Raw genomic sequence first — 24835 nt, 5'->3', positions numbered from 1 at the left:
TCACCTCTCCTGTGTTGATTCGTCCGGCTCGCGGACGTGCTCGTGCGGCTCGTACGGCTCGTCGGCCGGCAGCCCGCGCCGGGCGGCCGCCGCGATGACGACCACCGCCGACCCGGCCGCCGCGAAGCCCGCCGCCAGGGCCACCCAGCCGCCCAGCCCCTGCCCTGCGATCGCCCAGGTGATCAGCGCAGGGCCGACGGCCGAGGCGGCGCTGGTGCCGAGTTCGTAGACCGACAGGTGGTAGGCGCGCGACTGCGGCGGGGAGAGCGCGTACGACAGGCGCCAGGCGCCGACCGACTGCCAGATCTCGCCGAGCGTGAGCGTCACCGTGGCGAGGGCGATCAGCGCGGTCGCCGCGACCGGGCCGACCTCGGCGGTCAGGGCCGTCAGCAGGCAGCACGCCGCCAGGCACCAGCCCGACCAGCGCTGGCGCCGGGCGGCGTTGCGCAGGCCGTCCGCGCCGCCGCTGAGGCGGACCTGGAGCAGGATGACCAGGGCGGTGTTGAGGACGACCAGGCCGCCCAGGACCCAGGTGGGCGCCTGCGTGCGGGTCGCGATCCACAGCGGAAGCGCGGCGGCGAGCAGCACCGAGTGCAGGAACAGCACCCCGTTGAGGAACGCCAGGGCCAGGAAGCGCGGGTCGCGTACGCGGGTCGGAGGCGCTCCGCTCCCCCCGGTGCGCGGGGAGCGGACGTTGGCGTTCGCGGGCAGGCGGGACAGGACGGTCGCGGCGGCGAAGAAGGTCAGGGCGTCGACGAGTACGAGCGCGGAGAACGCGGGGACGCTGTTCATCGCCAGGACGAGGGAGGCGAGGACGGCGCCCGCGCTGAAGCCCACGTTGCGCACGGAGGCGATCACGGCCATGGTGCGGACCCGGTTGGCGTCGGTCTCGACGGCGCCGACGATGCCCTGCACGATCGGTCCGCCGCCCCACTCGGCGATGCCGATGAGGAAGGCGACGACGTAGAAGACCTCGGGTTCGTGGGCGAAGGGATAGGCGCAGAAGCAGGCGCCGCGCCACAGGTAGAGGCCGACGATCGCGTTCCTGCCGCCGATGCGGTCGGCGAGCTTGCCGGTGGGGACCATGCCGAGGAACCCGGCCAGGCCGGTCAGGGACAGGCCGATGCCGACCTGGACGGCGGACAGGCCGAGGGCGCGGGTGAAGAACAGGGCCGAGCCCGCGAGGAAGAGGCCGGTTCCGAGGGAGTCGACGAGCGACGCCGCGACGAGGCGGCGGGCGCTGCCTCCGGCGGGCAGCCACGACCGGACTGCGGCGTTGGGATCCATGGGTCTTCTCCGGTCAGCGGTCGCGTGCGGCGCCGATGCCGACGAAGCACATGAGGGCCGCGACGGTCCCCCGGTTGTGCCACGTGTGGCGGGTGCCGTGCTGGACGACGCAGGTGCCCGGAGTGATCAGGACCTCCTCGCCGTCGTCGAGTTCGAGGTGGAGTTCGCCCTCCAGGCAGATGCCGTAGTCGAGCGTGTCGGTGGCGTGCATCCCGGTGCCGCCGGGTTCGAAGACCTCCCACAGGCCCGGCAGCCGCTCCTGGACCTCGGCGGCGAGCGCGTCCGGGTCGCCGGCCGGGGCGGGGACCGACCCGTCCGGCTCGTAGCGGGCGAACAGCAGACGGGTGCCGCCGACGCCCGCGAAGAAGGGCAGGTTCACGGGCTCGGGCAGGCCGTCGCCGACCCGGGCGCCGCCGTCCGGGGTGCCCCAGGCGAGGTGGAAGCGGGAGCCGGGCCAGGCACCGACGGTGACGCCGGGAACGGGCGCGTCGGCGGCGACCACGGAGGTGCCGTCGGCCGTGCGCGCGGCCACGACGAGGCGGGGCTCGACGGTCATCGCGGGTCCTCCGCGGGTTCCACCGTCACCGAGGCGAAGAGGCCGGTGAGGAAGTCTTCCAGTACGGGTGTGGGCGCGGGGCCGACGACGCCCGCGAGGGGGATGTCGGCGTCCGCGTAGGTGAGGGCCGCCGTGACGGGTTCGTGCGGGGCGCGCTGCACCCAGCGGTGGACGACGGGGTCGTCGCGGAAGGTCTTCTCGCCGTCGATCCGGCAGTGGGTGGAGCCGAGGGTGTGGCCGGGGACGACGAACCAGCCGTAGCGGGCGTCGGGGGCGTCGGCCGGGGGCCCGGGCACGTGGGCCGGCTCGCCCGTCAGGAGCCGGAGCTGGACGGAGGCCAGGTGGACTCCGGTGGCCAGCTCGAAGCTGTCGGCCACGTCCGCTCCCCCGACGCGCGCGCCGACTTCCAGGAACACCGGGCCCCGCGGGGTCTCGATGACTTCCAGGTGGAAGGGCCCGTCGGTGATGCCGACCGCGCGCAGGCAGGCGAGCGTGAAGTCGACCGTCGCGGGTGGCGTGTCGATCTGTACGGACCCCAGGGGCTCGCCCTGGGCGTAGCCGAGGCAGGTGCCGAGGTACCGGCTCGCGACGACGGCCAGCGGGCGGCCCGCGGCGACGGCTCCGTCGATGTGCACGATGGGGCCCTCGACGAACTCCTCGATCTCGAAGTCGTCGACGTCCACGCGTGGCGAGCCCTCGCGCACGGCGGCGAGGGCGGCGTCCGGCGTCGGATACGTGGTGATGCCCTCGCTGGAGGCGCCCGCGAGGGGCTTGAGGACGGTGCGGCCGGTCCACTCGACCCCGTGGGCGAGGGCCTGGGACAGCGGGGCGTAGCGCGGGGTGCGCAGGCCCGCGGCGGCGACGGCCGTCTTCATGACGACCTTGTCACGGGTGGGCAGGACGTCGGCGACGCGCGGGCCGGGGACGTCCAGGGCCTCGCGGACCCGGGCGGCGGGCAGCAGGTCGTACTCGGACAGGGCGACGACGAGGTCGGGGCGGGGGAGGTCGCGGACGGCCTCGATCACCTCGGCCGCGGTGTCGCCGGTGCCGGGGCGTTCGATGCGGCGGGCCGGGACGCCGGCGGGGAGGGTGGCGGCGCGCTCGGGGACACTGACGTAGGTGACCTGGTGACGGGTGTGGTCGAGGTTGCGCGCGTACCGTACGAACGCGTCGGGCACCCGGTGCATGACGAGGACGCGCATCTCACGCACCTTCCACGGTCAGGCGGAGCGCCCGCTCGGCCCGGTCGAGGGCGGCGACGCACTCCTCGGCGGTGTCGGCGACGGCCGAGGCGAGGGCGATACGGCCGTCGATGAGTCCCTTGCGGGGCGGGGAGACGACGTCGCCCGGGCCGACGAGCGGCTCCAACAGGTCCAGGGCGGCGGGCAGTCCGGTGCGGTCGAAGTCCAGTGAGCCGATGGTGGTGTCGTCGGCGGGCGGGTAGAAGAAGCGGATCGCGGCGTGCGCCGCCTTGCCGGCCGTGGTGTCGGGGGTGGCGCCGCAGGCGATGTCGGCGGCGGCGAGTCCGGGGTCGATGCCGGTGGCGCGCAGGCCGAGGTAGGGGATGAGGTCGCCGCCGACCCGCCCGTTGACCTCGATCAGCTTCGGGCCGCGGGCGGTGAGCCGGAGTTCGGTGTGGGTCCAGCCGTCGGTGAAGCCGAGTGCCTCGTGGATGCCGCTGAGAGCGTCCAGCAGTGCCGGGTCGGTGAGCAGGGGGTCGTCGGCGCTGACGCGGTGGCCGGTCTCCTCGAAGTACGGCGGGAAGCCGACCTCCTTGCGGCCCACGAAGACGGGGGTGACGCGGCCCTGGTGGACGACGGCGTCGACGCTGACCTCGGGGGCGTCGAGGTACTCCTCGACGAGGACCAGTTCGGCGAAGTCGGGGTTGTGGGGGACGTGGACCTCGCGGGTGGCGTCGAACTGGTCGGCCAGCTCGTCCGCGTCGCGGACCAGGACGACGCCCTGGCTGCCCCCGGCGGCGCGCGGCTTGATGACCACGGGCCAGCCGAGCTTGCCGGCGGCGGCGAGCGCCTCGTCGAGGCTGCCGGCCAGCGCGAACTCCGGCTGGGGCAGGCCTGCTCGGGCGAGTGCGGTGCGGGTGGCGTACTTGTCGCGGCAGCGCCGCACGGCGTCCGGCGCCGTGCCGGGCAGGCCGAGCGCCTCGGCGACCAGGGCCGCCTGCACGATGTGCTCCTCGTGCCAGCTCATGACCCCGGCGACCGGCTGCCCGGCCGCGACCTCGCGGGCGGCCACCAGGACCGGTCCGGCTCCGGTGTCGGGGACGACCGTGTGGCCGGACAGGTACGGCAGTTCCCAGGTGGGGGCGACCGCGTCGATGAGGTGGACGCGGTAACGGCCCGCGATGGAGGCCAGGAGGTACTCGCGGTACCTCCGCAGGCCGCTGGTGATGACCAGCAGGAGCGGCTTGTCGTCGGGTCGGGTCGGCGTCATGCGGAGAGGTCCTCGCAGAGAAGGGGTGATGTCCGGGTCAGTCCCGCGCGCAGGCGGTGCAGGGCCTCGCGCATCAGCGGCTCGTCGTGGACGAGGGCGACGCGCAGGTGGCCGGCGCCGGGGTTGGTGCCGTCGGGTCCGCCGGCCGCCAGGTAGCGGCCGGGCATGACGGTCAGCGCCTGGTCGCGCCAGAGGGTGCGGGCGGCGGCCTCGTCGTCGCCGACCGGCAGCCAGAGGAAGAACCCGGCCTCGGCCCGCCGGTAGCCGGGGACGCCGGCCAGGACGCGGTCGGCGAGCGCCCAGTTGGCGGCCAGCTCCGCGCGGGCGCTCTCCACGTGGGCGTCGTCGTCCCACAGCCGTGCGGCGGCGGCGCACACGGGCAGCGGGGTCGGGACACCGCACGCCTGGTTGTGGCGGGCGTAGTCGGCGACGGTCCGGGCGTCCCCGGCGGCGAAGCCGCTGCGCAACCCGGGCGCGCCGGACCGCTTGGACAGGGTGTGCAGCACCAGGAACCGTTCCGGCCGGACGGCACCGCGCCGCACCAGCGCCAGGTATCCGGCCGGCGGGCGGGCGAGCCACAGGTCGGTGTAGCACTCGTCGACGAGGAGCAGCGCGCCGGACGTGACGGCGGCGCGGGTGGCCGCGCCCAGGAACTCGGTGGGGAGGAGTTCGCCGCGGGGGTTGCCCGGGTCGCAGACGATGACCGAGGCGACCGCGCCACCCGCCGTCGCGACGGCCTCCTCCAGTGCCGCGGGACCGCCCCGGGGGTCGTAGAACACCGGCCGGGCGCCCACGGCCACGGTGGCGGCGTGGTAGGTCGGGTAGAACGGGTTGGGCATGACGACCACCGCCCCGCCGGCCGCGCCCCGTACGCGCTCCACCGCCAGTGCCAGTGCCGTGGCCAGCGCCTGCTTGGTGCCCGGGGTGGGCTCCACCGCGAGGGCGCGGGCGTCCAGGAGCGGGCCCGCCCCGAAGCGGCGGCGCAGCCACCCGGTGTACGCCGTGCGCAGGGCGGGTGTGCCGCCGAGCGGCGGGTAGCGGGTCCAGCCGTCGGGGTCCGCGAGCAGCGTTCCGTCGACGCCGCCCGTGCCGAGCCTGGACTCGCCCAGGTGGAGCTGGACGGGGGCGAGGCCGTTCGGGGCGGGGACGCCGTCGTTCAGTGCGCGCAGCCGGGCGAAGGCGCTGGCGAGTGTGCTCATGGGTCAGTCCCGCACCAGGTCGTTCAGGGCCGTCTTGCCGCGGGTGCGCTCGTCGGCGTACTTCATGATGACCGCGGCGTACGTGGCCAGGCCGGGGTTGACGGGGTCGGTCCGGGTGCCGGGGACGACGACGGCGTTCTCGGGGACCTCGCCGCGCGTCACCTCGCCGGTCGCGCGGTCCACGATCGGGGTGGAGGCGCCGAGGTAGACGCCCATGCCGATGACGGCGCCGCGCCGTACCCGTACTCCTTCGGCGATCTCGCTCCGGGCGCCGACGAAGACGTCGTCCTCGATGACGACGGGGCTGTCGCCGATCGGTTCGAGGACGCCGCCGAGGCCCGCGCCGCCGGAGATGTGGCAGCGCTCCCCCACCTGGGCGCAGGAGCCGACGGTCGCCCAGGTGTCGATCATCGTGCCGGCGCCGATGTAGGCGCCGATGTTGACGAAGGAGGGCATGAGGACGGCGCCCGGGGCGATGTGGGCGCCGCGCCGGACGATCGCGCCCGGCACCACGCGTATGCCCGCCTTCTCGAACTCCGGCTCCTGCCAGTGCTCGAACTTCAGCGGGATCTTGTCGTAGCTCCTGGGGCTGCCGGGACCGGCCTCGGCCAGGGTGTTCGTGCCGAGCGGGAAGGAGAGCAGGATCAGCTTCTTCACGAAGGGGTCGGCGGCCCAGCCGCCGTCGGTGGGGTTCGCGGCGCGCAGTTCGCCGCGGTCCAGGGCGTCGAGTCCGGCCTCGACGTGCGGGGCGAGCTCGGCGCGCTCGGCCTCGGTCAGCGCGGCGCGGCGCTCCCAGGCGTCCTCGATCAGCGGTCGGGAGTACATGCGGGGCGCTCCTGTCGTGCGTGCGGTGCGGCGGGGAGGACGGACCCGGGGCTGCCGGGGACGGTGCTGACGTAGTCGTCGTAGGTCTCGGCACGGCGGATCTCGACGACGTCGCCGTCGCGGGTGAGCAGCAGTTCGGCGGGGCGCAGGCGGCCGTTGTAGGTGAAGCCCATGGCGTGGCCGTGTGCGCCGGTGTCGTGCACCAGGAGGACGTCGCCCTCGCGCGGATCGGCCAGGGGCCGGTCGATCGCGAACTTGTCCATGTTCTCGCAGAGCGAGCCGACGACGTCGTACGGCGCTTCGGCGCGGCCCTGCGCGAAGGGCAGGGTGATGTGGTGGTAGGCGCCGTAGAAGCCGGGCCGCATCAGCGCGGACATCGAGGCGTCCACGCCGACGACCTCGCGGCCCTTGCCGCACCGGTTGATGACGGTGGTCACCAGGACGCCGTGCGGTCCGGTGACGTAGCGGCCGCACTCCATGAGGACGCGGGGCGCGGATCGGGGGAAGGCGGCGCGGCGGGCGGCGAGGATGGCCTCGGCGTAGCGGCGGAAGTCGAAGGGCCGGTCCTCGGGGCGGTAGGGGATGCCGAGGCCGCCGCCCACGTTGACGTAGTCGAGCTGGATGCCGGTGTCCTCGGCGATGCGCGCGCCGAGTTCGATGACGTCGGTGGCGGCGCGCGCCGCGCGGTCGACGTCGAGTTCGTTGGCGCAGGTCATGCCGTGGATGCCGAACCGGCGGGCGCCGCGTGCCTTCGCCTCGCGGTAGGCGTCGGCCAGTTGGCCGACGGGCACGCCGAACTTGGTGGCCTGCGCGTCGCCCATCAGTCGGGAGCCGGCCGAGAGTCCGTGGGGGGAGACGCGGAAGGCGACCGTGTCGGGCAGCGGGTCGCAGCGGTCCAGGGCGGTGAAGTCGTCCAGGGTGACCAACGATCCGGTCTTGCGGGCGAGTTCGAATTCGTGGCGGGCGGTGTTGTTGGAGGTGAACACGGTGTCGCCGGGCCCGGCGCCGAGGCTGCCCGCGAGTTCCAGCTCCACCGGGGAGGCGCAGTCCAGGCCGCTTCCCTCGGCGAGGAGGAGGGCCAGGACGTGCGGGTTGGGCAGGGCCTTGACGGCGAAGTACTGCCGGTAGGGCTCGTCGGCGAAGGCGTCCGTCATGGCGCGGTAGGTGTCGACGATGCCCGCGGCGTCGTAGATGTGGAAGGGCGTTCCGTAGGTGGCCACCAGGTCGCCCAGGAGGGGATTCAGGCGCGCGGCGAAGCTGTCGGAGATGGGCACGGCTTCCTCCCGCTACGAGACGCGCGCGATGCAGATGGTGCGGTTGCGCATGCCGCTGACCGGGCGCAGGTAGGGGAAGTAGTAGCTCTCCACCACGTGGTGGCCGCGTTCTTCGAGGCGCTCGGCGAGGTAGTCCTTGGACAGGTACCAGAAGTCGGCGACGCGCTGGTGGGGGGCGAAGTGCGCCTCCCGGTCCTGCGGCGCGTCGTTGGAGAAGATCAGGTACGCGCCGGACTTGGGGGCGAGGGAGGTCAGCTTGTCCAGGGCGGGCGCGATCTCCTGGTCGGCGTCGAAGAGGTGGCCGAGAAAGCCGTCCGCGTAGATGACGTCGGCGCCCGCGACGTCGGAGGGCCGCAGGGTGTAGTAGTCGGCGGCGAAGGCGTCGACGCCCTTCTGGCATGCCAGTCGGACGGCCTCCTCGTTGAAGTCGATGCCCCGCACGGTGCGGCCGAGTCCGGCGACGACGCCCTCGACGGCGGCGTTGCCGCAGCCGAGCGAGAAGACGGACGCCCCCTCGTCGGTCAGGGAGAGCAGCTTGAGGGACATGTGGGAGCGGTACTCGGGGACGTACGTGGACGGGGTGACCGAGTCGTTGAACGCGCCACCCTTCTCCCAGATGGCGTAGATGCTCTCGCCCTCGCCGCCGGTGGAGCGCTGCGCCGTGTAGTAGTCGCGCACCTGACTCAGATCCTGGTTCGCCTCGGTGATCATCGTGTCTCGCTTTCAGCGGCCGGAAGTCGCGGCGGAGTGGAGGTGTTCCTGCGTGTACTCGACCGACCGGAAGGGCTCCGGGCGGAGGCGTTCGACGAGTGCGGCGAGCGGGGCGGCCGTGGCCGGGCCGTAGCCGCGGTGCAGGTGGAGGGCCCGGTCGGCGTCGGTGGCCAGGAGCGTGTCGGCCAGGACGCGGGCCAGTGAGCGCAGTCCGGCGAGGACGACCTGCGGCGTTCCCGTCAGGCGCGGGGTACCGGTCAGGTCGAGGGCGCCGAGCTGGACGAAGTAGGACAGCTGGAGGAACATGCCGTCGCTGTCGGGGAAGTGGCCGAGCCCGCGGTCGGTGTAGCGCAGGCACTCGGCGAGGTAGTACGCGACGCAGTCGGCCGGGTCGATGCCCAGTCGGGGTGCCCAGACGTCGGCGAGGATGAGGATGCCGAAGACGTCGGCGGCGACCTCCTGGAGGACCACCGAAGCCCAGCGGTCGGCGGCGTTGAGGTCCTTGTACTCGGTGGCGGGCCGGTGCGCGAAGTGGCCGAGCTCGTGGCTGAGGACGCCCAGGGTGGGGATCGCGGCGAAGCGCTCGTGCGCCGGGTCGAACTCCACGCCGACGTCGAGGAAGCGCCGCGCCAGGGGTGCGGAGACCGTGTCGAGCAGGGCACGGTGGGAGTTGGCGAAGTAGTAGGTCTTCTTGAACGGGGAGTGCTTCACGCCTTCGTCCTCGGGGAGGAAGTAGGCGATGTGCTTGGGGTGGAGGTTGCCCTCTCCGGCCATGAAGAACAGTTCTGCGGCGCCGAAGGCCGGCAGGTCGCCCAGGCGCAGGTCGGCGTGGAGGCCGCGGAGATAGGCGGTCACCTCGTCGCGGCCGGCGAGGGCGTCGGTGACCAGCTGCTGGCGCGCCTCGTCGGCGCGGCAGGCGAAGGCGGTGGGAAGACCCCGGACCTCCTTGCCGTACCAGGTGGAGACCTGGCCGGCGACGAGAGTGATCTGCTCCTGGAGCGACGCGAGTTCGCGCAGGATGTCGTCGTCGTAGCCGTCCTGGACGGCGTTGGCGCGCAGCTCCGCGGCCCGCCGGTCGGCCTCGCCCGGCAGGTGCCGGGCGACGGCGCGCACCGCCTTGGCGATCGCCATCGGGTCGTTGAAGCGGCGGCGGGCGGGGATGCCGATCTCCTTGACCCGCTGCCACTCGGCTTCCACGGCGACGCGGAGGTCCGCGAGGGCCGTGCGGAACCCGTCGCCGAGGTCGGGGGTGGCTCCGGCGAGGTCCAGGCAGCCCAGGGCGTAGCCGTCCGCGGGGGGCCAGAAGGCGCTGCGGTGGGTGCGGTACGAGCCGGCCCTGGCGAGGTTGGACGGGTAGTCGAAACGGTCCACCGTGGGGTTGTCAGGCATAGGAGTTCCCGTTCTGGAATCGACTGCTGCTGGAGGTGGCGCCGCGGGGGCGGCCGGCGTACGGCCCCGCGGCGGCGGCCAGGTCGTGTGGTGCGCGTGGCTCCGTCCACCCGGAGGACGGGTCCGTCGGCGTCCGGTGCGGGCGATCGCTGGGCGGAGGGCCGCCCCGGTACCGGGTGCACCGGGGTGGTCCCGGCAACGCGGCGAGCGTGCGTGCCGGGCGTCGCCGGACGGGCGGGACTTTCAGGACACGGCCTACGCGCGGGTCCTGTCCTTGTGGTCGGCCAGGACGAGGGAGGCGCCCTTCTCACCGATCATCATGCTCGCGGCGTTGGTGTTGCCCGAGACCATGGCCGGCATGACGGAGGCGTCGATGACGCGCAGGCCCTCGACGCCGTGCACCCGCAGCCGCGCGTCGACGACCGCCAGCGGGTCGTCGCCCATCCGGCAGGTGCCCACGGGGTGGTAGGAGGTGTCCCCGTACTGCCGTGCGTAGGCGAGCAGTTCGTCGTCGGAGCGGACGTCGCTGCCGGGCAGCAGCTCGAACGCCCGGTACGCGTCCAGGCTCGGCTCCTCCACGATGCGGCGGCCGATGCGCATGCCCGCGATCAGGGTGGCGCGGTCGGCCTCCGATTCGAGGAACCGGGTGCGGATCGAGGGCGCGGTCAGCGGCTGCCGGGAGCGGATGTGGACGGAGCCCTTGGACTCGGGGCGCAGCGGGTAGACGCCCAGGGTCATGCCGGGAGCCGTGTCCAGGCGGCGGCTGCGGCCGCCGCCGTAGCTGGCGGGCGCGAAGTGGTACTGGAGGTCGGGGCGGGTCAGGGAGTCGTCGGAGCGGACGAAGCCGTGGCCGAGTGCGATCGGCAGGCTGAGCAGGCCGCGCCGTTCGCGGGCGTACCGCGCGATCTCGCGGGCCAGACCGAGGCCGCGGGAACGCTCGTTGAAGGTGACCGGGCGGCTCACCCGCCAGCGCAGCCGGGCGGCGAAGTGGTCGCGGAAGTTCTCGCCGACGCCGGGCAGGTGGTGCACCACGGGCACGCCGACGTCGCCGAGGTGGGCGGCCGAGCCGATGCCGGAGAGTTCGAGCAGCTGCGGGGACTGTACGGTTCCGGCGCTGACGATCACCTCGTGGGCCGCGTCGGCCCGGTGCTCGCCCTCGCCCCGCCGGTAGTCGACGCCGACGCAGCGCTTGCCGTCGAAACGCAGGCCGGTGACGTGCGCCTCGGTGACCAGGGTGAGGTTGGGCCTGCCGCGGGCGGCCTTGAGGTAGGTGCCCGCGGCGGACGAGCGGCGGCCCTCCTCGTGGTTGACCTGGTAGTAGCCGAAGCCCTCCTGGTCGCCGGAGTTGTAGTCCGGGTTCTCGGGGTAGCCGGCCTTGACGGCGGCGGTCAGGAAGGCGTCGGTCAGCTCGTCGCGGTCGCGCGGCAGTCCGACGGCTATCCGTCCGTCGCGGCCCCGGTTGTCGCCGTCGATGCCGCTGACCCGCTCCAGGCTGCGGAAGTGCGGCAGGACGCCCGCCCACGACCAGCCCGGGTTGCCCAGGGCCTCCCAGTCGTCGTAGTCCTGGCGCTGGCCGCGCACGAAGATCATGCCGTTGATCTGGTTGGAACCGCCGAGCAGGCGGCCCCGGGGGATGCTGACGCTGCGGCCCTCGATGGTCGGGTCGGCGTCGGTCTCGAAGCACCAGTCGTACTTCGGGTTTCCCATCAGCACCGTCTCGGCGGCGGGGACGTTGAGCAGCGGGCTGCGCCGTTCGCTGCCCGACTCGAGGAGCAGCACGCGGATCGCGGGGTTCTCCGTCAGGCGGCCGGCGAGCACGCAGCCCGCCGCGCCCGCGCCGACGACGACGTAGTCGTACCTCACCGTTGCCCGCCCCCTCACGCGGCCGCGGCGGCGGCGCCGCGCCGGCCGGTGATCGTGGTGCGGTGCAGCAGCCGCCGGTGGTTGACGTGGTCGTACGGGGTGGCCCGGTGCATCGCGCTGCGGTTGTCCCAGAGCACGATGTCGCCGGCCTGCCACTGGTGGCGGTAGGTGAAGCGGGGCTGGATCGCGAACTCCTGGAGGAAGGTGATCAGCGGCGCGCTCTCGTTCTCGGAGAGGCCCTCGATGCGCCAGGGCACGTTGCCGCCCGCGTAGAGGGCCTTGCGGCCGTTCTCCTCGTGGACGCGGACCAGCGGGTGCGCCACCTCGGACCATTCGGCGCGCTCCTGCTCCGTGGGCGCCGGCCGGTCGGGGTAGTTGTACGGACGTGACTGGACCCGGCTGATGACGACCTTCAGGTCCTCGATGCGCTCCTTGACGGCCCTGGGCAGCGCCTCGTACGCGGCGAACATGTTGCCGTACCAGGTGTCGCCCCCGGACGGGGGTATCTCGCGGGCGTACAGCATGGAGCCGACCGGCGGCTGGGTCAGGTAGGCACCGTCGCTGTGCCAGACGCGCCCGCTGTAGGCCGAGCCGATCGGCTTCCCGTCCTTGGTGAGGTTGGACAGGATGAGGATCTCGGGGTGGTCGACGTCGTTGAACTGCGAGCGGGTGTAGGCGTAGACCTCGCCGAAGCGCCGGGTGAACCCGATGTGCTGTTCCGGCGTCATGTCCTGGCCGCGGACGAGCAGGATGGTCGTGTCGATCCAGGCCTGGTAGATCCGGTCGAAGTCGTGGTCGGACAGCGGCCGGGTGACGTCGATACCGCGGACCTCGGTGCCGATGCCGTCGGTGATGGGGACCAGTTCGAGCATGAAGGGGTACTCCCTGGGGGGGTCGGTCGGTACGTCGGCGGCGCCCGGTTCCGTCGCACGGATCGCGGGGCCCGTCGGGCGGGTCAGGGCAGGGACACCTGGTACTCGTCCATCCAGCGCCGCATCTCGACGAGCTGGATCAGCATCGCGGCCTGGTTGGAGCCGCCGGGCAGCTCGCCGTGGACGGTTCCCGAAGAGATCTGCTGGATCAGGTCGTTGGTGCGCCCGGTGTCGAACAGCGGCTTCAGCGGCGAGGCGTCGTCGTTGACGATCCAGGTCGCCTCCTGGAGGAGGGTCCGGTCGTAGGCGGGGTTCTGCACGTGCGGGTAGGCGCTCTTCCTGCGGTTCACGGTGCTCGCCGGCAGGATGTCCGCCATGGCGGCCTTCAGCAGCCCCTTCACCCCGCCCCGCGACTTGATCTCCCAGGGCACGTTCCACACGTACTGGACCAGCCGGTGGTCGCAGAACGGCACCCGGACGTCGAGCCCGTGGGCCATGCTCATGCGCTCCTTGCGGTCCAGGATCACCGAGAGCGGGCCGGCCAGGCCGAGGAAGAAGACCTCCCGGATCCGGGCGTCCTCGGGGCTCTCGCCCGCGAGCCGGGGGACGCGTGCGAGGACGTCCGCGTAGCGGGCGCGCTCGTCCTCCTCCGGGTTCAGCTCGGCGAGCAGGTCGGGGACGAGGTAGCGGGACAGCTTCGGGCCGTCGAAGAGCCAGGGGAAGCGGTCGGCGGCCAGCCCTTCGGGCTTGAAGAAGTAGGGGTAGCCGCCGAAGACCTCGTCGGCGGCCTCGCCGGTGAGCGCGACGGGGCAGTTGGCGCGGATCTGCTGGAAGATCAGGTACATCGAGGCGTCGAACTGGCCCCAGCCGGGCAGGTCACGGGCGCGCCGGGTGGCGGGGACGACGTCCAGCAGGTCCTGCACCGAAGCGGTGAGCGTGGCGTGCTCGGTGCCGAGGAAGGCGGCGGCCTCGGCGGCGTACGGGGCGTCGATGTCCGGGCGCAGCTCGGTGGCCACGAAGTGCGCCGGGTCGCTCTCGAACTCCACGCAGAAGGTGGCCAGCCGCCGGTCCGGGTCGTCCTTGCGCAGGGCGCCCGCGGCGAGCGCGGCGACGGAGGTGGAGTCGACGCCGCCGGAGAGCATGGCGCCGAGCGGGACGCCGGTGGCGAGCTGGCGGCGCACGGTGTCGTCGAGGAGTTCGCGGACCGTGCGGGCACTCTCCTCGAAGGTGTCGTGGTGCGGCTCGCTCACCAGTTGCCAGTAGCGCCGCCGGGTGACCCCGTTCGCGGTGTAGGTCACGACGTGGGCGGGCTCGACCTCGTACAGGTCCTTCAACGGCGTCTCGCCCGGGCGGGCCAGGCGCGGCTGGAGGACGACGGGCAGCGCCGAGAGCTCCAGGCTGGGCCGGAACAGGGGGTTGGCGAGGATGCCCTTGGGCTCGGAGGCGAAGAGGACCCCGCCGTCGTACGGATGGTGGTAGAGGGGCTTGACGCCCATCCGGTCGCGGCCGAGGTGCAGTCGCCGGGTGCGGCCGTCCCAGACGGCGAAGGCGAAGGCGCCGTTGACGCGCTCCACGAAGCCGGTGCCCCACAGCAGGTAGGCCTGGAGGAGCGCTTCGGCGGTCGAACCGCCGCGCAGGGCGCCGCCGGCCGCCTGGATGTCGCGGCGCAGTTCGTCGCCGTTGTAGACCTCGCCGGTGTGTGCCGCGTGGACCGTGTCACCGCCGAGGACGATGTGAGCGGGGCGCACGTCGTCGGGGCGTCCGGTGGCCAGGCCGCGGTGGCCGACGGCTGCGTTCCCGCCGATCCACACGTCCTCGGTGTCTGGGCCCCTGTGCGCCATCGTCCGCGTCATCGATCGCAGCACGCCGAGCTGGTCGCCCAGGTCGCGCCGGAAGTCGATCCAGCCCACCACGCCACTCATGCGGTTCACCTCCAGGGGTACGAAGCATTTTTGTTCGAGTAGTCCGAGAACGCGGGGTGTTGAAGAACCGGGCGGCGCGGGGGCGGTTGGTGCGAGCCGGGAGAGCAGCCCCGCGCGGGCGGTTCGGGAGGGCGGGAAACCGGGGGGATTCCTGCCGGCCCGGTCCGGCGCCGTGAACGACTTTGCCAGATCGCGCGGTGCCGCAGTTCGCCCCGCCGTGGGCATCAAGTTGCGTGGCAACTTGATGCCCACGGAGACAAATCAGACATCCTCCGGGGTGGCGGCGGGCGCGGCCCCGGGTACGGCGGAGGCTGTGCCGACGAGCTCCCGCCGGGACCCGTCCGGGACCCGCCGGCGCCCCGTGGAGAGGTCCATGCGGGCGCCGGGGACGACCGGGCCGGAGGGGGGAGCACGGCGGTGAACATCCCGTCGTCCGGACCGGGTTCGGCGCCGAAGACCGGGGACACGGGGTCACCGGACGGTGCCGGCCACCGCGCGCTCGCGCGGCGGTACGGCGAGGTCCGGGTCGAGGAGGGGCGGAGAGCCGTCGTCCCGTCCCATGAGGCGGCCGAGCAGCGGGCCGGTCATCGCCGTGGTGGCCACGGCCATGACGACGAAGAGCGAGTACAGCCGTTCGTCGATGAGCCCGGCCTCCAGGCCGACGCCGAGCGCGATGAGTTCGGTGAGCCCCCGGGTGTTCATCAGGCCGGCCAGGACCGCGGAGCTGCGGGCCGGGAGGCCCTGGGAGCGGACGCCGAGCCAGGTTCCGGCGAACTTCCCGGTGACCGCCACGACCATGATCCAGCCGAGCTGGACGAGACCGTCGGCGCCGAGGCCGGAGAGGTCGACCTTCAGGCCCGCGACGATGAAGTAGACCGGGAGCAGCAGCGTGGTGGTGTGCTCCGTGCGCCTCAGCAGGCCTTCGTGCCCGGCCGGGTGCAGCCGGGGCATGGCGAGCCCGAAGAGGAAGGCGCCGATCACGAAGTGCAGCCCGAGCAGCTGGGTGAGGGCCGCCGAGGCCAGCGCCCCGGCGACGACGACCGTGACGTCACCGGCCGACAGGGGCTCCTTGCTCCCCCGCCGGGCCAGGAACCGGGTGAGCAGGGGGCGTACGACGAAGAAGAGCACGAGGGCGTACGGGACACAGAGCAGCACCAGCCACGGGCGGGTGCCGCCCGCCCCTGCCAGGGCTTGCAGGCCGGCCAGCGTCGTCCAGGCGGCGAGGTCGCAGAACGCCGCCGCGGACAGGGCTACGGCACCGAGCCAGGTGCCGCTCATGCCCCGGTCGGCGAGGATGCGGGCGAGGACCGGGAAGGCCGTCACCGACACCGCGACGCCGATGAAGAGGACGAAGGCGGCGCGGTGGTCGGGGTCGTACGAGCGCAGCAGGTACCAGCCGAGCAGGATGCCGAGCGCGAAGGGGACGAGCGTGGAGCCGAGGACGGCGGCCCCGGTGACCCGGCCCGAGCCGCGCAACCGGGCGAAGTCGAACTCCAGGCCGATGAGGAACATGAACAGGACCAGGCCGACGTTGGCGACGACGCCGAGGTAGGGCCGGATGTCGGTCGGGAAGAGCGTGTCGGCCACGGTCCCGTTCAGCAGGGTCGGGCCGAGCAGCACGCCCACCGCGATCTCCCCGATGACCGCCGGCTGGCCGAGGCGGCGGGCGATCCGGCCCGCGAGCAGGGCCACCGCGATGATCAGGGCGATGTCGGCGAGGAGCACCGCCGTCTGTGTCTCCGTCATGCGCCGCCTCCGGTGGCCGTCTCGGGGCCGGTTGTGGTTCCGGTCGTGGTGCCCGGTCCGGTGGCGCCCGCGAGGGTCCGCAGCCGGGACAGCAGCTCTTCTTCGGCCCGCTGGAGCCGCAGGCACGCCTCGGCCGTCCACCGGACGTCGAGTGCTCCGGTCACCTGGGCGAGGAGCATGTGGTTCATGCCGTCGGCCCCGCCCTGGACGATCCGGTCGAGCAGTTCGTCCAGGACCGTGTCGCCGGACGCGTGCCGCAGGTACTCCCTGAGCGCGATGCGCGAGCCCTGGTAGAGGGAGAACGCTGCGTGCAGGGAGGCGTAGACCCGCTCGGGCGCGATCCAGCGGCTGGAGATCAGGTCCTCCACCCCGGACAGCAGCGCGTGGCTGTCCCGGTACTCCGCCAGGAGGGCGGCGAAGGCCTCGCGGGTGCCCTGTCCGGCCCGTGCCGGGTCGAGGTCCTTGGTGGTGAAGTACCGCACGCGGCGCAGCTCGTTGTTGTCGAAGGAGGCCGCGATGACGTCCTCGGGATAGGTGTACGAGCACAGCAGGCTCGCCGGGTTGTCGTCCAGGATGCGCCACGCGCCGGCGCCGGAGTCGTACCCGGTGAGCACGATGGTGTGCACCAGGTGCTTGGTGCGGTACTCGGGGCAGTGCGGCCAGTAGAAGACGTCGCCGACCAGGATCGCGAATCCCTCCTGGGCGACGATGTCGAGGAGCAGGGCGCGCGCGTCGGCGTAGGAGTCGAACGCGGCCTCCTCCTTGACGACGCCGATGAGCGCGAGGTCGTCCGGCCCGGCGATGCCGCTCTCGAAGCCGTACTTGGGGCGCTGCTCCCTGATGACCTGCCGCAGGATCTCGTCCGTGCTGACCAGGCCGCGGAAGAGCAGCTGGTGCACGGGACGGCCGCGCTCGGCGAGCATCACCAGGGACTGGCGCTGGTAGCAGTTCAGGAACAGCCGGCTGTACAGCGCGGTGTCGTAGGGGTGGGGTATGTCCTTCATCGACGTCGCCTTCGGGGTGGGCGCTACAGGAGGCGCGTCATGAACGCGCTGTTGGGGTCTTCCCGGTAGTTCGCAAAGGGGCCGCAGTAGGTGAACTCGAACTTCTCGTACAGCGCGCGGGCGGGGGCGAAGGAGTCGGTGGCTCCGGTCTCCAGGCTGAGGCGCCGGTAGCCCATGCCGCGGGCCTCGGAGATGATGTGGGCCAGCAGCCGGGAGGCCACCCCGGAGCGCTTGCGGGTGGGTTCGGTGCGCATCGACTTGATCTCCGCGTGGCCCTCCTCGATGCGCTTGACGGCTCCGCAGCCGACCAGGGTGTCACCGTCGTAGGCGGTCCAGAAGGTGACTTCGGGCACGCGCAGTCCGTCGAGGTCGAGGGCGTGCTTGCTCTCCAGCGGGGTGATCGCCCGCATCTCGTCCACGTGGGCCTGGAGGAACTCGGCGATGTCCCGCCCGGAGAGGTCGTCCACTGAGATCTTCATCTTGTCGCCTTCGCTGTCTCGTCTGCGGGTTGGTCCGGCTCTCAGACGCCTGCGAGCAGCGCGCAGGCGAAGAACCCGGGGGCCGAGGACACGGCCAGGTAGGTCTCGTCCGGCCGGATGCCGACCTGGTCGTGGTAGTCGGCCAGATTGATCATCCAGTCGGAGTTGCCGCAGTGACCGTAGCTCTCCAGCGGTCCGGTGAAGTGCAGTTGCTCCCGGCCGATGCCGGCGATGGTGGCGTTGAACAGGGCCACCGGCCGGTAGAGGTTGGTGGGGAACACCTTGGTGACCGCGCTCGGCGCGAGGCCGCGCCCGCCCAGGGCGGTGGCGAGCGTGGACTGCGCCACCTGCTGGCGCGACACGAAGGAGTCCTGGCCCCGCAGGCCCGCGTGGTCGACGCCGACGGCGGTCGACAGCAGGCGCACCACACCCCCGTCGCGGGTCAGCAGGCAACTGGTGACGGCGTCGCTGAACAGGGCGAAGGACCTGACCCGGTCGGCGTCGTCGGGCGTGAAGTCGAGCGATACGAGGACGACGTTGCGTACGCCTTCCTCGGCCAGCAGGTGCCGGGCGTGCTCCAGTGCGGCGAGCGAGCTGCAGCACTGCTGGAAGGAGAGCACCACGGGTACGCAGTGCACCAGCCCGAGGGCCGCGAGGACCTCGCCCGCGAAGTCGGGCCGCAGCGAGGCGAGCCGGGCGTCGCTGGTGGCGAAGACGATGCGGTCCACGTCCGCGGGCCGTACCGCCCCGTCCCGCAGGGTGGCGCGCACCGTCTCGGTCACATGGTCCTCGACCGGGCCGGAGAACCTGCGGAAGGTCCGGCAGCCCATGGCGGCGAACTCGGTGTCCGACGACTGCTCGCGCCACAGCCGCTCGAACCCGGGGATGTCCTCCGCCTTGCGTTCCAGGGCGCCGAAGGAGCACGCGAAGGAGCCGAGGGCGATGTGTGGGTTGTCAGTCACTGTCTCCCGTTTCGGTGGGCCCGGATCCGGCGGCCGGGGGACGCCGGATCCGGGTACGCGCCGTCGTGGGCCCGGCGGTGCGGGGCCGCTCCGTGCGCGCTGGCGTGGGTGTCACTTCGCCGCGGCGAGCGCGCTCTCGTCGATCTCGCGGACGACGGAGACGATGCCGTCGACGGAACCCAGCCTGGACACCCACTCGGGGCGCAACTGGACGCTGTCGTTCGCCTCTTCCTTGATGTAGTTCACCAGGAGAAGGATCATGTTCAGGGAGCTGATGCCCAGCTCCTCGCGGGTGGTGGCGCGCTCGACGTCCTCGCGGGTGAGGCCGGCCGTCATGGGCTGGGTCCGCAGGAACTCCGCGAACTTCGCGCGGTGGTCGTCAGCGCTCATCGGTCTCGACCTTCTTGAAGGGCACGCCGTTCAGGTTCTGCGCGTGGATGCGGTTGTGGCCGTACTTGTCCTCGCCGGAGACCAGGACACTGCCGTGGTAGTCGAGGCTGATCGTGTCGCCGAACTCGCTGAGGCTGTCCACCTCCTCGTACACCTTCACCGAGGGCGAGACGTAGCGGGAGGCGTAGCCGAGGCGGGTGGTGTCGCTGACGTTGGGCAGCGAGCCGTGGATGCACTTGGCGAGGAAGATGACGAACTGGCCGGGCTTCATCTCCATCTCGAAGATCTCTTCGTCATCCGGGTTCCAGTCGCTGTCGAGCTGGAGTTCGGAGTAGTCGTAGCCGAAGAAGTCGTGGGACTTGCTCTCCACGTCGTAGGTGAGCGGCTTGGACTCGTCGTAGTACCACTTCTTGTGGCTGCCGGGGATGTAGCGCAGGCAGCCGTTCTCCTTGCCCGCCGGGGAGAACGCGGTCCAGACCGTGAGTTCCTGGGTGTACGCCTCGCCCTCCTCGGTGTACTTCAGGGAGGGCGAGGCCTCCGTGGTGGTGTCGCCGACGACGAACGTCTCCACCTGGTGCCAGCCGGTGCCGGCGTCGCCCGGGGCCTTCTTGAAGATGTTGGTCTTCCAGCACAGGATGTCGTCACCGATGAGGCTGCGCAGCTTGTGCACGATCTCCGGGCGGCCGACGTGCTCGGACAGCGTGTTGCAGTCCAGGTGGCGGTCGTAGTTGATGACCGTCGAGTTGTGCGGCTTGTTCTGCGAGGTGACCATCTCGATCATGGCCTGGTTCCACAGCAGTGGGGCCTCTTCCTCGCCGTAGAGGTCGAACGGGCCGACGAAGCCGTTCTCCTGGAAGAACTTGATTTGTTCGTCGGTGAGGCCGAGGAACTCGTTCCCGGTCGTGCTTTCAGACACGTCGAAGCCCTTCGTTAACCGGAGTGGGGAGGGAGGGAGGGAAAGGTGGGGCGGTGGTGCCGGACGCGGCCTGCTTGAGCTTGTTCTTGCCGAGCAGCCGTGCCGCGTTCCCGTGGAAGAAGAGGTCCCGGTCGGCGTCGCTCATCGACTCCGGGAAGGCCCCTTCCTTCTCCAGCTTCTCGACCAGGCTCAGTTGGCGGCCCTGGAGGCGGAACACCGGCCAGTCGGTGCCGAAGAGGACCTTGTGGTTGATGCCCCGGCTGAAGAGCGTGCGCAGTGCCGAGGCCCCGAAAGCCTCGTATCCGCTGACGTCCACGTAGACGTTGGGGCGGTTGTTGCACAGCATCGCGACCTCGTCCGGGTAGTGGACGCTGCCGTGCGCGAGGACGAAGTCGATGCCGGGGAAGTCCTTGGCGGCCTTGTCGACGTAGATCGGCTGGGCGATCTCGAAGTCGAGGACCGGGGAGGTGGCCCCGATGTGCGAGAGGACGGGGAGGGAGTACTGCGCGCAGATCTCGTAGTACGGGTAGAGACGCTCGTCCGACAGCTGGTAGCCGCACGGCGGGTACAGCTTCATGCCGTCGAACCCGTACTCCACGACGGCCCGCTCGAACAGGGCGAGTCCGTCGGCGCCCCAGCGCGGGTCGACCCCCACCAGCACCCGGAAGCGCCCGGGATGGCGCTCGACGACCGCCCGGTGGTGGTCGATGAGCTCCTCGATGGAGTGGGTGCTGTCCTTGAGCGCGTAGGTGAAGTCGGGCAGCAGCAGGACGGACTCGCTGATGGCGGCCTCGTCCATCTGCTTGACCAGCTCGTCGCAGAGCGGGTCGGTCAGGGTGCCCGCGTGCATGCGGGCGACCTTGTCCCGGGTGACGGGCAGGCCCCTGCTCGTCAGGGCGACGGTCATGTTGTCGACCACGCCGTCGTTGAACGACTGGGGGAAACACATCCCGGAGGCGATGTGGGTGTGAAAGTCGATGATCTTCTGCACGTCGCTGTTCCGGGACTCTTCGGTATGGGGGGTGTCGTTCATGGCCGGCGCCCCTCAGTCCTTGCGGACGATGTCGATGATGTCCGACACCGATTCGGCGGCGACGAAGGCGTCGACCCGGGCGAAGGCGTCGATGCCGGTCTTCTCCTCCAGGACGAAGACAATGCTCATCAGGGCGAGGGAGTCGATTCCCAGGTCGCCCCGGAGGCTCATGCCGGGGCGGACACCGCCCTTGGCCGCCTTCTTCGGTATGACGCTCGCGATGATCCCGCAGATCTCTTCGTCAGTCGCTTGACTCGTGTTCAACGTCCCACTCCGGTCCGTTCGGTGAAGACCCTTCGCATGACCGCGTTTCGGTCCAACTTGAAATTTCTCGTCAACAGACCATCTTCGAAGCTCAGCTCGGCAGCGGACCGGAAGACCGTCTGCGAAATGCGCAGGGCGGGCTCCCGCTTGGCGTTCGATTCGTCCAGATAGGCCTCGACCTGCGCCACCCGGTCGGCATGCCGCTCGCCGTCGAGCCACACCACGCAGGTCAGCAGCCCGCTGCCGTCGGGTGAGGCGACCATCGCCCGGGCACCCGGGCAGGCCTTCTCCAGGTCCAGTTCGAGTTCCTCGGGGTTGATCTTGACGCCGCTGCGCGTGATGATCACGTTCTTCTTGCGGCCCTTGAGCCGCAGGAAGCCCGCCCGGTCGAACGCCCCGAGGTCGCCGGTCGCGATCCGGTCGTCGCCCAGGAAGACCGCGTCCTGCGTCTCCATCCCCTCGAAGACGTAGCCCAGGCACTGGGGATGACGCGTGCGCACGGTGACCTCGCCGTCGTCGGCGACGTCCACGTCGACCCGGTCGACCGGTCGCCCGGCGCTGCCGATCCGGTCCCGCCCCGGCAGGTTGAAGGCGATCCAGCCGATCTCGGTGCTTCCGTACACCTCGAAGAGCGGTGCGCCCAGGCGCTGGAACACCCGTACCGTGCGCGGCGGCACGGGAGCGGACCCGGTGAACATCAGCCGCACCCGCGAGCCGTACATGTCCATCCAGCCGCGCCCGAGGCGGGTGCGCAGCCGGCGGCTCGCCCGTCCCGGGAGGAGCGCGTGCAGGGCCGTGGCGAGGAGGTACGGCCACCTCTCGCGCAGGCCGGCCGAACCGACGCGGTTGGCGGCGAGTTCGAAGAACGAGGGCGGCCCCAGGACGATCGTGGGCCGGAGCTCCCTGAGCTTCTGGAACATCCGCTCCGGCGCGACCACCGTCACGTCCGCACCGTAGCGGACGGCCGTATACAACAGGTACCGCTGCTGGAAGTTGGAGAACGGCATGACGATCAGCAGGTCGTCGTCGGCGGTGAGCCGCCACGCCTCCGCCGAGGTGCGCATGGTGTTCTCCACGCCCTCCGCGGACATCAGCAGGCCCTTCTTGCTGCCCGCGGTGCCGGACGAGAAGGCGATGGTGAAGACGTCCTCGGGCAGGTCCGGCCGGCCGCCGTCGGGGACGTTCCTGGGCACGAGCTTCAGCGGGCGCTCGCCGAGGACCGCGACACCGTCCGGCAGGGCGGACTCCGGCGCCGCCGGCCAGGTCGTGAGCACCGCCACGAGGCCGTACCTGTCGGCGAGTCCGCCCAGCGCCGCGGCGTCGGCCCGCTGCTCCAGCGGCAGGGCCACCGGAACGCAGCCGAGGCCCAGGAGGGCCAGGTCGGCCAGGACCCACTCGTAGGAGTTGGGACCGGTGACGCCCACCAGGTCGCCTGGCCCGATCCCGCGTTCGCGGAACTCACCCATGAGTTCCAGCACGTCCTCGTAAATCTGCGGAAAATTCTTTGTTACCGATTTTCCGGCGAGGGACAGAAATCGCATCCGGCGCGCGGGGTGTTCCGCCAGGTTCTGGTACAGATCGTTGAGCGAAGTCGACACGAGGCTTATCCCCAGCCGGTGTCGCCGGCCACGGCGGTGGTCGAACTCACGGGCAATTGCTGCTGCCGGGCCGCAGCACCTTCCGCACTGCCCAGGACGGCCACGATGATCGCGATTCCCGCAACAGTCGCCTTGCTGAAGCGATTCACTGTCCAGCCCCTCACTCAGTCCGTTGCTGCGCCTAGTGACCGGCTCCCGCGAATTCCGCCGTACCTCGCCGCGGGCCGCTCACCGCTGTGGCATCAAAATGCCAGGACCACGGGCCGAGTAGTGGAGAAACGGTGGAGCATCAAGCTGCATGGCAACTTGATGTCCAAGAGAATAAAAAGGGGCGCATGCAGCGAGGAGGGATCAATCGGGCTGCCCAGGTGGAGAAAGTGTGGCGACGCGACGGCACTGGCGCGTCGCCACGGGTCACTTGGGCTGCTCCTGGAGGGCCAGCAGGTAACCGGCCTGGAAGCGGCTCTCCGCGTCGAGGGTGGTCATGATCTCGGCGACGTGGCGCCGGCAGGTGCGCACGGACATGCCGAGCCGGCGGGCCACGGCCGCATCCGTCATCCCGGCCGTCAGCAGCCGCACGATGGCGTCCTTGAGGTCGTCCATGATCTCCGGCTGGATGTCCCCGTCCGCCTCGAAGGGCTCGGCCGTCAGCCACAGGCGCTCGTACGTCTCGACCATGAAGGCGATGACGAACGGGTTGCGCACCACCACGGCACCGGCGGGGTCCGCCGGGTTCGCGAACACCGCGCACTCCCGGTCGAAGACCAGGAAACGCATGAACTGGTCGTCCAGCGTGCGCACCTGGGCACCACGCCGGGTCACCTGCTCCACGTACGACTGGGTGCCCCGGCTGTTGCGGGCCGTGTGCTGGTACAGCATGCGCATCTGCACGCCCCGCCGGAGCGTTTCGTAGTCCCGGGGCGCGGCCTCCACCAGGACGTCCTCGCGTCGGCCGCCGCCCGGCTGGGCCGTGAGGATCTCGCGGCACGCCTTGGCCGACAGTTCGGCGATCGCCTCGCGCACGTCGGGGAGGTTGTCGATGAGCTCGATCTGCCTCCTGTTCTCGCGCGCCAGCAGGCTGGCGTCGAAGACCGGCGAGAACGACACCAGCCGCCGCCTGACCTCCTCGACCCGGGCACGCCTGGAACGCAGTTCGGACTCCAGCGGGAGCAGGACGCGGGTGGTCGCCTCGTCGGGCGAGACCGCGACCAGGCCCCGCCCGGGACGGTTCACCAGGAGGCCCAGGGTCACCAGGTCGGCCAGCGCCCCGTGGAAGTGCTCCTCGGAGACCTCCAGCTGCCCACACGCCTTCTCCACATCGAGCGCCTCCCCGTCACACCGGCTGTCGTCGAGCATGAATCCGTACACGCGCCGGAGAAGCCCGCTGTCCAGCAACTCCGCCGGAGAATCCTCATGTGTGTTCATTTCCGCCTTCTCGCACCCATGGCAACTTGCTGCAGTGCAGTAACCGGACACCGGGAAGATAAAGCCCGATGGGAGATCGTGTTAAGGCGTCGTCCGACAGGTGGACAGAACCAGTCATCGGCCCGGTCGGCGGCTCCGTGCGGCTTCCGGCCAGAGATACCGCGGGTAACCCCGCGTAAAGACAGCGGAGTTCGGCGGGAACGACGGGAAGAAGCTGGCCAGCGGCCCGCACGGCACACTCTTTCCTGGCGCGTCCGGGCCGCGTGGCCGGACTTCACCCCTCTCCGATTCCGGCCGTGCGCGTCCACCGAAATCCGGCGGCCCTGAACCGGGAAAGCCCACCGGCCGCGCGAAGCGTGCTCGAAGCGGCCGCACGCGGTCAGGACCGGGGACGGGGGTGCGGGATCCGCCGCCGCCGAGCGACGAACCGGACCGGCCCGGCGCGGAATCCGCCACCACGGCCGCCCAACCGGCCCGGGTGCGCGGGATCGTCGGCTCCGGGAAGGTGGCCGGTGGCCGGTGGCCGGACGGTGCCGAGCCCGCCGGCTCCGGCGGGCCACACCCTCGTCCACCGGGCGGCGCACTCCTCGCCGGGCGTCCTGGACGGAGGGGCGTCCCGCGCCCCTGCGCCGATCCACCGCCACGGCCCTGGGCGGAGCATCACCGTCG

Annotated in this window: 22 protein-coding genes; all 22 read right to left on the bottom strand. The window is 71.6% G+C overall.

The annotated features are described in order from the left end of the window. The gene (locus ACWCSV_RS22650; protein WP_451144923.1) at nucleotides 1–1287 is read right to left on the bottom strand and encodes an MFS transporter; all 1287 of its coding nucleotides are present in this window, start codon (nucleotides 1285–1287) and stop codon (nucleotides 1–3) included. Between the two features lie 13 nt (nucleotides 1288–1300). After that, on the bottom strand, nucleotides 1301–1843 hold the full coding sequence (locus ACWCSV_RS22645) for a cupin domain-containing protein (RefSeq protein WP_451144921.1): 543 nt from the start codon (nucleotides 1841–1843) through the stop codon (nucleotides 1301–1303). Further along, nucleotides 1840–3045, bottom strand: coding sequence for an ATP-grasp domain-containing protein (locus ACWCSV_RS22640; protein WP_451144919.1), 1206 nt, complete (start codon nucleotides 3043–3045; stop codon nucleotides 1840–1842). Before ACWCSV_RS22640 ends, ACWCSV_RS22645 begins: the two co-directional genes overlap by 4 nt. A 1-nt stretch (nucleotide 3046) precedes the next feature. Continuing rightward, a complete protein-coding gene (locus tag ACWCSV_RS22635; protein ID WP_451144917.1) occupies nucleotides 3047–4294 on the bottom strand; it encodes an ATP-grasp domain-containing protein in 1248 nt (415 codons plus the stop codon). Continuing rightward, nucleotides 4291–5493, bottom strand: coding sequence for an aminotransferase class I/II-fold pyridoxal phosphate-dependent enzyme (locus tag ACWCSV_RS22630; RefSeq protein ID WP_451144915.1), 1203 nt, complete (start codon nucleotides 5491–5493; stop codon nucleotides 4291–4293). Before ACWCSV_RS22630 ends, ACWCSV_RS22635 begins: the two co-directional genes overlap by 4 nt. A 3-nt stretch (nucleotides 5494–5496) precedes the next feature. Then, on the bottom strand, nucleotides 5497–6318 hold the full coding sequence (locus ACWCSV_RS22625) for a 2,3,4,5-tetrahydropyridine-2,6-dicarboxylate N-succinyltransferase (RefSeq protein WP_451144913.1): 822 nt from the start codon (nucleotides 6316–6318) through the stop codon (nucleotides 5497–5499). After that, nucleotides 6300–7592 (bottom strand): diaminopimelate decarboxylase, encoded by a 1293-nt coding sequence (locus ACWCSV_RS22620; protein ID WP_451144911.1) that lies wholly within the window; start codon nucleotides 7590–7592, stop codon nucleotides 6300–6302. Before ACWCSV_RS22620 ends, ACWCSV_RS22625 begins: the two co-directional genes overlap by 19 nt. 12 nt (nucleotides 7593–7604) lie before the next feature. Continuing rightward, nucleotides 7605–8303: a class I SAM-dependent methyltransferase gene (locus tag ACWCSV_RS22615; RefSeq protein ID WP_451144909.1), complete on the bottom strand. Its 699-nt coding sequence runs from the start codon at nucleotides 8301–8303 to the stop codon at nucleotides 7605–7607. Nucleotides 8304–8315: 12 nt separating this feature from the next. Beyond that, complete coding sequence (locus ACWCSV_RS22610) at nucleotides 8316–9692, bottom strand: hypothetical protein (RefSeq protein WP_451144907.1); 1377 nt, start codon at nucleotides 9690–9692, stop codon at nucleotides 8316–8318. Between the two features lie 255 nt (nucleotides 9693–9947). Then, nucleotides 9948–11555, bottom strand: coding sequence for a GMC family oxidoreductase (locus ACWCSV_RS22605; protein WP_451144905.1), 1608 nt, complete (start codon nucleotides 11553–11555; stop codon nucleotides 9948–9950). Nucleotides 11556–11569: 14 nt separating this feature from the next. Beyond that, nucleotides 11570–12427, bottom strand: coding sequence for a TauD/TfdA dioxygenase family protein (locus tag ACWCSV_RS22600; protein ID WP_451144903.1), 858 nt, complete (start codon nucleotides 12425–12427; stop codon nucleotides 11570–11572). An 83-nt stretch (nucleotides 12428–12510) separates the two neighbouring features. Continuing rightward, nucleotides 12511–14349 (bottom strand): asparagine synthase (glutamine-hydrolyzing), encoded by a 1839-nt coding sequence (asnB, locus tag ACWCSV_RS22595; RefSeq protein WP_451144901.1) that lies wholly within the window; start codon nucleotides 14347–14349, stop codon nucleotides 12511–12513. Nucleotides 14350–14820: 471 nt separating this feature from the next. Continuing rightward, nucleotides 14821–16095, bottom strand: a complete 1275-nt coding sequence (locus ACWCSV_RS22590) for a cation:proton antiporter domain-containing protein (protein ID WP_451144899.1) — start codon at nucleotides 16093–16095, stop codon at nucleotides 14821–14823. Further along, complete coding sequence (locus ACWCSV_RS22585; RefSeq protein ID WP_451144897.1) at nucleotides 16092–17099, bottom strand: hypothetical protein; 1008 nt, start codon at nucleotides 17097–17099, stop codon at nucleotides 16092–16094. The genes ACWCSV_RS22590 and ACWCSV_RS22585 overlap by 4 nt, the downstream gene beginning before the upstream one ends. Nucleotides 17100–17122: 23 nt before the next feature. After that, nucleotides 17123–17578: a GNAT family N-acetyltransferase gene (locus ACWCSV_RS22580; protein ID WP_451144895.1), complete on the bottom strand. Its 456-nt coding sequence runs from the start codon at nucleotides 17576–17578 to the stop codon at nucleotides 17123–17125. Between the two features lie 41 nt (nucleotides 17579–17619). Further along, nucleotides 17620–18540: a hypothetical protein gene (locus ACWCSV_RS22575; protein ID WP_451144893.1), complete on the bottom strand. Its 921-nt coding sequence runs from the start codon at nucleotides 18538–18540 to the stop codon at nucleotides 17620–17622. Nucleotides 18541–18651: 111 nt separating this feature from the next. Continuing rightward, nucleotides 18652–18930: a hypothetical protein gene (locus ACWCSV_RS22570; protein ID WP_451144891.1), complete on the bottom strand. Its 279-nt coding sequence runs from the start codon at nucleotides 18928–18930 to the stop codon at nucleotides 18652–18654. After that, nucleotides 18920–19846: a chlorinating enzyme gene (locus ACWCSV_RS22565; RefSeq protein ID WP_451144889.1), complete on the bottom strand. Its 927-nt coding sequence runs from the start codon at nucleotides 19844–19846 to the stop codon at nucleotides 18920–18922. Before ACWCSV_RS22565 ends, ACWCSV_RS22570 begins: the two co-directional genes overlap by 11 nt. Beyond that, nucleotides 19839–20879: an amidohydrolase family protein gene (locus ACWCSV_RS22560; protein ID WP_451144887.1), complete on the bottom strand. Its 1041-nt coding sequence runs from the start codon at nucleotides 20877–20879 to the stop codon at nucleotides 19839–19841. Before ACWCSV_RS22560 ends, ACWCSV_RS22565 begins: the two co-directional genes overlap by 8 nt. Before the next feature lie 12 nt (nucleotides 20880–20891). Further along, entirely contained in the window at nucleotides 20892–21143 is a 252-nt protein-coding gene (locus tag ACWCSV_RS22555) for an acyl carrier protein (protein WP_451144885.1), read from the bottom strand. Then, on the bottom strand, nucleotides 21140–22741 hold the full coding sequence (locus ACWCSV_RS22550; protein ID WP_451144883.1) for an AMP-binding protein: 1602 nt from the start codon (nucleotides 22739–22741) through the stop codon (nucleotides 21140–21142). Before ACWCSV_RS22550 ends, ACWCSV_RS22555 begins: the two co-directional genes overlap by 4 nt. A 414-nt stretch (nucleotides 22742–23155) precedes the next feature. Further along, nucleotides 23156–24166, bottom strand: coding sequence for a LuxR family transcriptional regulator (locus tag ACWCSV_RS22545; RefSeq protein WP_451144881.1), 1011 nt, complete (start codon nucleotides 24164–24166; stop codon nucleotides 23156–23158). Nucleotides 24167–24835 lie beyond the last annotated feature (669 nt).

The organism is Streptomyces sp. NPDC001770 (assembly GCF_053596135.1).
The sequence above is the reverse complement of the archived record's forward strand: the minus strand, read 5'-3'. Positions and strand labels throughout refer to the sequence as shown.

What these genes read in the sequence shown, in the direction of transcription:
- ACWCSV_RS22645 (WP_451144921.1), bottom strand. Translation starts at nt 1,843, where the DNA reads ATGACCGTCGAGCCCCGCCTCGTCGTGGCCGCGCGCACGGCCGACGGC.
- ACWCSV_RS22615 (WP_451144909.1), bottom strand. Translation starts at nt 8,303, where the DNA reads ATGATCACCGAGGCGAACCAGGATCTGAGTCAGGTGCGCGACTACTAC.
- asnB (WP_451144901.1), bottom strand. Translation starts at nt 14,349, where the DNA reads ATGAGTGGCGTGGTGGGCTGGATCGACTTCCGGCGCGACCTGGGCGAC.
- ACWCSV_RS22625 (WP_451144913.1), bottom strand. Translation starts at nt 6,318, where the DNA reads ATGTACTCCCGACCGCTGATCGAGGACGCCTGGGAGCGCCGCGCCGCG.
- ACWCSV_RS22650 (WP_451144923.1), bottom strand. Translation starts at nt 1,287, where the DNA reads ATGGATCCCAACGCCGCAGTCCGGTCGTGGCTGCCCGCCGGAGGCAGC.
- ACWCSV_RS22640 (WP_451144919.1), bottom strand. Translation starts at nt 3,045, where the DNA reads ATGCGCGTCCTCGTCATGCACCGGGTGCCCGACGCGTTCGTACGGTAC.
- ACWCSV_RS22560 (WP_451144887.1), bottom strand. Translation starts at nt 20,879, where the DNA reads ATGAACGACACCCCCCATACCGAAGAGTCCCGGAACAGCGACGTGCAG.
- ACWCSV_RS22590 (WP_451144899.1), bottom strand. Translation starts at nt 16,095, where the DNA reads ATGACGGAGACACAGACGGCGGTGCTCCTCGCCGACATCGCCCTGATC.
- ACWCSV_RS22600 (WP_451144903.1), bottom strand. Translation starts at nt 12,427, where the DNA reads ATGCTCGAACTGGTCCCCATCACCGACGGCATCGGCACCGAGGTCCGC.
- ACWCSV_RS22585 (WP_451144897.1), bottom strand. Translation starts at nt 17,099, where the DNA reads ATGAAGGACATACCCCACCCCTACGACACCGCGCTGTACAGCCGGCTG.
- ACWCSV_RS22580 (WP_451144895.1), bottom strand. Translation starts at nt 17,578, where the DNA reads ATGAAGATCTCAGTGGACGACCTCTCCGGGCGGGACATCGCCGAGTTC.
- ACWCSV_RS22570 (WP_451144891.1), bottom strand. Translation starts at nt 18,930, where the DNA reads ATGAGCGCTGACGACCACCGCGCGAAGTTCGCGGAGTTCCTGCGGACC.
- ACWCSV_RS22630 (WP_451144915.1), bottom strand. Translation starts at nt 5,493, where the DNA reads ATGAGCACACTCGCCAGCGCCTTCGCCCGGCTGCGCGCACTGAACGAC.
- ACWCSV_RS22635 (WP_451144917.1), bottom strand. Translation starts at nt 4,294, where the DNA reads ATGACGCCGACCCGACCCGACGACAAGCCGCTCCTGCTGGTCATCACC.
- ACWCSV_RS22610 (WP_451144907.1), bottom strand. Translation starts at nt 9,692, where the DNA reads ATGCCTGACAACCCCACGGTGGACCGTTTCGACTACCCGTCCAACCTC.
- ACWCSV_RS22545 (WP_451144881.1), bottom strand. Translation starts at nt 24,166, where the DNA reads ATGAACACACATGAGGATTCTCCGGCGGAGTTGCTGGACAGCGGGCTT.